The organism is Streptomyces sp. NPDC042364 (genome assembly GCF_056437585.1).
In genome coordinates this window covers 1-2876 of the sequence record NZ_JBWKAJ010000051.1, presented here as the reverse complement: position 1 = coordinate 2876, position 2876 = coordinate 1, and the positions used below count along the sequence as shown (strand labels likewise).

Sequence of the window (2876 nt, the reverse complement as noted above, 5' to 3'; positions counted from 1 at the left end):
GTTCGGCGGCGTCCTACTCTCCCACAGGGTCCCCCCTGCAGTACCATCGGCGCTGTAAGGCTTAGCTTCCGGGTTCGGAATGTAACCGGGCGTTTCCCTCACGCTATGACCACCGAAACACTATGAAACAATCAACCGCACCACGCTCTGTGACAAACGCGGGGTTGTTCGTGGTTTCAGAACCAACACAGTGGACGCGAGCAACTGAGGACAAGCCCTCGGCCTATTAGTACCGGTCACCTCCACACGTTACCGTGCTTCCAGATCCGGCCTATCAACCCAGTCGTCTACTGGGAGCCTTACCCTCTCATAGGAGGTGGGAGTCCTCATCTCGAAGCAGGCTTCCCGCTTAGATGCTTTCAGCGGTTATCCCTCCCGAACGTAGCCAACCAGCCATGCCCTTGGCAGAACAACTGGCACACCAGAGGTTCGTCCGTCCCGGTCCTCTCGTACTAGGGACAGCCCTTCTCAAGACTCCTACGCGCACAGCGGATAGGGACCGAACTGTCTCACGACGTTCTAAACCCAGCTCGCGTACCGCTTTAATGGGCGAACAGCCCAACCCTTGGGACCGACTCCAGCCCCAGGATGCGACGAGCCGACATCGAGGTGCCAAACCATCCCGTCGATATGGACTCTTGGGGAAGATCAGCCTGTTATCCCCGGGGTACCTTTTATCCGTTGAGCGACGGCGCTTCCACAAGCCACCGCCGGATCACTAGTCCCGACTTTCGTCCCTGCTCGACCCGTCGGTCTCACAGTCAAGCTCCCTTGTGCACTTACACTCACCACCTGATTGCCAACCAGGCTGAGGGAACCTTTGGGCGCCTCCGTTACCCTTTAGGAGGCAACCGCCCCAGTTAAACTACCCATCAGACACTGTCCCCGATCCGGATCACGGACCCGGGTTAGACATCCAGCACGACCAGACTGGTATTTCAACGACGACTCCACCCATACTGGCGTATGAGCTTCAAAGTCTCCCAGCTATCCTACACAAGCCGAACCGAACACCAATATCAAACTGTAGTAAAGGTCCCGGGGTCTTTCCGTCCTGCTGCGCGAAACGAGCATCTTTACTCGTAGTGCAATTTCACCGGGCCTATGGTTGAGACAGTCGAGAAGTCGTTACGCCATTCGTGCAGGTCGGAACTTACCCGACAAGGAATTTCGCTACCTTAGGATGGTTATAGTTACCACCGCCGTTTACTGGCGCTTAAGTTCTCAGCTTCGCCCACCCGAAAGTGAGCTAACCGGTCCCCTTAACGTTCCAGCACCGGGCAGGCGTCAGTCCGTATACATCGCCTTACGGCTTCGCACGGACCTGTGTTTTTAGTAAACAGTCGCTTCTCGCTGGTCTCTGCGGCCACCCCCAGCTCAGAGCGCGAAGCTCATCACCAGACGTGGCCCCCCTTCTCCCGAAGTTACGGGGGCATTTTGCCGAGTTCCTTAACCATAGTTCACCCGAACGCCTCGGTATTCTCTACCAGACCACCTGAGTCGGTTTAGGGTACGGGCCGCCATGAAACTCGCTAGAGGCTTTTCTCGACAGCATAGGATCATCCACTTCACCACAATCGGCTCGGCATCAGGTCTCAGACGAATGCCAGGCGGATTTACCTACCTGACGTCCTACACCCTTACCCCGGGACAACCACCGCCCGGGATGGACTACCTTCCTGCGTCACCCCATCACTCACCTACTGCAAGTCTGGTTCGTCGGCTCCACCACTCCCCTTTGCCCGAAGGCTCCGGGGCGGCTTCACGGACTTAGCATCGCCTGGTTCGATGTTTGACGCTTCACAGCGGGTACCGGAATATCAACCGGTTATCCATCGACTACGCCTGTCGGCCTCGCCTTAGGTCCCGACTTACCCTGGGCAGATCAGCTTGACCCAGGAACCCTTGGTCAATCGGCGCAAACGTTTCTCACGTTTGTATCGCTACTCATGCCTGCATTCTCACTCGTCAACCGTCCACAACTCGCTTACACGGCTGCTTCACCCGGCAGACGACGCTCCCCTACCCATCACGATCCCCGTTGGGGGTACATATCGCAATGACACGACTTCGGCGGTACGCTTGAGCCCCGCTACATTGTCGGCGCGGAATCACTAGACCAGTGAGCTATTACGCACTCTTTCAAGGGTGGCTGCTTCTAAGCCAACCTCCTGGTTGTCTCTGCGACTCCACATCCTTTCCCACTTAGCGTACGCTTAGGGGCCTTAGTCGATGCTCTGGGCTGTTTCCCTCTCGACCATGGAGCTTATCCCCCACAGTCTCACTGCCGCGCTCTCACTTACCGGCATTCGGAGTTTGGCTAAGGTCAGTAACCCGGTAGGGCCCATCGCCTATCCAGTGCTCTACCTCCGGCAAGAAACACACGACGCTGCACCTAAATGCATTTCGGGGAGAACCAGCTATCACGGAGTTTGATTGGCCTTTCACCCCTAACCACAGGTCATCCCCCAGGTTTTCAACCCTGGTGGGTTCGGTCCTCCACGAAGTCTTACCTCCGCTTCAACCTGCCCATGGCTAGATCACTCCGCTTCGGGTCTTGAGCGTGCTACTCAAACGCCCTATTCGGACTCGCTTTCGCTACGGCTACCCCACCCGGGTTAACCTCGCAACACACCGCAAACTCGCAGGCTCATTCTTCAAAAGGCACGCAGTCACGACGTTGAGTGCAAGCACTCAACGCGACGCTCCCACGGCTTGTAGGCACACGGTTTCAGGTACTATTTCACTCCGCTCCCGCGGTACTTTTCACCATTCCCTCACGGTACTATCCGCTATCGGTCACCAGGGAATATTTAGGCTTAGCGGGTGGTCCCGCCAGATTCACACGGGATTTCTCGGGCCCCGTGCTACTTGGG

General features: G+C 56.9%; 2 rRNA genes. Both read right to left on the bottom strand.

What is annotated here, in order from left to right:
• Positions 1-117, bottom strand: a 5S ribosomal RNA gene (gene rrf, locus AC067N_RS38835).
• Between the two features lie 89 nt (positions 118-206).
• Positions 207-2876: ribosomal RNA gene (locus AC067N_RS38830) — 23S ribosomal RNA — on the bottom strand; the annotation flags it as partial.